The organism is Bartonella sp. AP7XZML, assembly GCF_042195745.1.
GTDB lineage: Bacteria > Pseudomonadota > Alphaproteobacteria > Rhizobiales > Rhizobiaceae > Bartonella.
Genome location: NZ_JBHIOT010000063.1, coordinates 1 through 2,502, shown reverse-complemented (window position 1 = coordinate 2,502; position 2,502 = coordinate 1). Strand labels below are relative to the sequence as shown.

The following is a 2,502-nucleotide window of genomic DNA, read 5'->3' as shown; positions in this document are numbered from 1 at the left end:
GCAAAAAAACACAAGAGACTGATATCACTCGTGCATGTGCTTGCTGGCGTGATTGGCAAAACCGTGAAGATTAAAGGAGTGCAAAAATGAAAGACCGTAACCATGATGATGCAATGGCAGAAATATTCCGTGATGATCCTGAGTTGGCAGCAGCTACCCTTGATGCAATCCTAGCAGATGGTGATCAGGGTGAGCTGCTTGTAACTCTACGCCAAATGGCCAAAGCTTATGGTGGTGTTCAAGCTGTAGCTAAAGCAGCCAACTTGAACCCAACACAACTTTACCGTACACTTTCAGAAAAAGGTAATCCAGAGTTCCGCAGCTTGAATGCTTTACTGCGTACCATGGGGTTTCGTTTGGCTGTACAGCCTCTTGAACGACCAGTTCCACACGTGTAACTTTAGTGTCCACTCCCCACCTTTAAAGATGGGGAAGGGAGGTACTTAAGCAATCTTTTTAATGAGGGGCTCTAAATCTGGTTTATAACCTATCATGTATCCTCTTCGTCCATATGGATTACGCCTTCGCCTTCGTCGCATGCGTTTGGTGGTGCGTTTGGATCAAGGGTATCATCCTTGTCTGGTGTTGTGTTTGCAACGTTTCCAGCCGCATCTTCTTGGGTTTCATCAAAAAGTTCACAATCTATTTTTGTGGTATAACCACCTGTTTTATCAAGCTTGTGCTTAACGCTCTTGATGCGCCATTCTGCTGGAATATAGGGGCGGAAAGGGGGCTCTTGAACAAGCTTTGCTTCTGCTTGCACAAACGGATCACCACCGATATCACATGAGAAAGAAGACTTACCGCGTGATGATTTATTGCGATAAGCAGCAATGGCCGCAACAGCCTCTGATTGGTTATGGTAGGTGTATTTGAGTTCATGAAACGGCGGATTACCAACTTTGACTTCTTTTTTTTCACCACTGCGGATATCATGATAGGTTGCGAGAACACCACCTTTTTTCTCTTTGTCTTCTTCTTGCTTTTCCGATTCTTTTTCTGCTTTTTCCGATTCAGATGATGATGATGCTCTGTCACTGTTATCCATATGGATAAAGTTTTCATCATCATCAATCTCTTCTGGTTCTCGTGCATCAGCAGCGGCTTTTTGGTCGTCCCCCACATCCGTTTCTAAGCCATTGGCTGCACCTGCTTCATCCCGTGCGCTGTATTTAAAATCCCAAGAGGTACAGAGTTTTTCATGGATAATAACAACGGGGAGTGTTTCACCAGTGATGGCTTTGCCTTCCCCCCGTTTAGCCAAAACAAGCTTGCCATCAACGGGTTTTGCTACCGCATCATAGTCTTCTGCAAGGCGTGTGGCAAAAGCCATATCGCTTTCAGCTNCATAGTCTTCTGCAAGGCGTGTGGCAAAAGCCATATCGCTTTCAGCTGTTTGATCAATGTGACGCACAACAATTTTAGCAAGAGCAGGGTCAACTTTTGGTGTATAGCCATTGCGCTCTGCTATCTCTTGAACAATACTGCCAAGGGTTTGCTGGTGATAGGATTGGCTTTTGGGGGTTCTATAAGACGTATTCATAGAGGCGGCGCGCCCTGTTACACTTAAGCTTTGGGGTGGGCTGCTTACAGAGATTTCATCAATCAGATAGGCGCCCATATCGCGGTTTTTCCCGCCTTCATAGCCAAGTGTTACGGAAATGATTGTTCCGATGAGAGGAATATCAAGAAAGCCGTTATCACTGTCACGGGCGCGGTCATCAAGCTCTATAGTGATACGATCACTTTTGTTTTCTGCTTCATCGGTAATTTCAATTGATAAAACATAATCCATAAGAGTTTTTGTGATGTCTTCTCCATTTGCCAGAACCATGCAAAAAGGTTTCATGATTTGCTACCCCAAATTCTGATCACTGGGGTGGCTTTCGGATAGGGGAGGGACGGCAAAACTAGGGTGATTCCTGCTTTTAAGATGGGTCCATAGTCTGCAAGACCCAAATTCGCTGCATAGACCCGTTCAACAGCAAGGGCTTGTTGACCTTTGGCATAATATCTCCAGCAAATGGCATCCACCATATCGCCATCTTTGGTCATATAAAGGTCACTCATAGGTCTTCACCATATTCTCTCAACTTTATTGTAAATTCTTGTTTTTTTGGGGTGCCGTTATGATGAAAAATGCTTTGCTTTTCCTCTACAGAAAGAATGACAAACTTGCCTAAAATTTTGCCTTGACCGGTCACAAGAATATGAGGACCATTATGTGCTATTTGTCGCAAATACTCGATTTGTCCGTGATCACCTTTGAAATCTGGATAGATCACGCCTGCTAAAGAAAATTCCGCATTTGCAACAGCTGGCAATTGAAGCGCTGCTTTGCGTCCCAATCGCCCTTGCTCTACCCATGGAACCCCATAAGACATATCAAGTGTTTGATAAGCTGCTGTTTCAATCGAAAAAATAAAACCACCCAAAGCTAACATCATGGTATTTAATCCGAAAGGCTAGAGGCTATGGCTAAACGTTGCTGTTTTGCATAGC

At 44.3% G+C, this 2,502-nt stretch carries 4 protein-coding genes; 1 reads left to right on the top strand and 3 read right to left on the bottom strand.

The genetic code is table 11. From position 1 onward, the window contains the following. Positions 1 to 86 precede the first annotated feature (86 nt). Positions 87 to 398, top strand: coding sequence for a DNA-binding protein (locus ACFILT_RS04700; RefSeq protein WP_208439803.1), 312 nt, complete (start codon positions 87 to 89; stop codon positions 396 to 398). 92 nt (positions 399 to 490) lie between these two features. Here the strand turns inward: ACFILT_RS04700 and ACFILT_RS04695 are convergent, their stop codons facing one another. From ACFILT_RS04695 to ACFILT_RS04685, 3 genes are read right to left on the bottom strand one after another with little or no spacing between them, the layout of a single operon-like run. After that, a complete protein-coding gene (locus ACFILT_RS04695) occupies positions 491 to 1,849 on the bottom strand; it encodes a late control protein (RefSeq protein WP_375679667.1) in 1,359 nt (452 codons plus the stop codon). Next, a complete protein-coding gene (locus tag ACFILT_RS04690) occupies positions 1,846 to 2,070 on the bottom strand; it encodes a tail protein X (protein ID WP_375679666.1) in 225 nt (74 codons plus the stop codon). Before ACFILT_RS04690 ends, ACFILT_RS04695 begins: the two co-directional genes overlap by 4 nt. After that, the gene (locus ACFILT_RS04685) at positions 2,067 to 2,447 is read right to left on the bottom strand and encodes a phage tail protein (RefSeq protein ID WP_375679665.1); all 381 of its coding nucleotides are present in this window, start codon (positions 2,445 to 2,447) and stop codon (positions 2,067 to 2,069) included. Before ACFILT_RS04685 ends, ACFILT_RS04690 begins: the two co-directional genes overlap by 4 nt. Between the last annotated feature and the right edge of the window lie 55 nt (positions 2,448 to 2,502).

Bases quoted from the DNA above. Each gene is read 5' to 3' on its own strand.
- ACFILT_RS04690 (WP_375679666.1), bottom strand. From the start codon at position 2,070: ATGAGTGACCTTTATATGACCAAAGATGGCGATATGGTGGATGCCATT.
- ACFILT_RS04685 (WP_375679665.1), bottom strand. From the start codon at position 2,447: ATGATGTTAGCTTTGGGTGGTTTTATTTTTTCGATTGAAACAGCAGCT.
- ACFILT_RS04700 (WP_208439803.1), top strand. From the start codon at position 87: ATGAAAGACCGTAACCATGATGATGCAATGGCAGAAATATTCCGTGAT.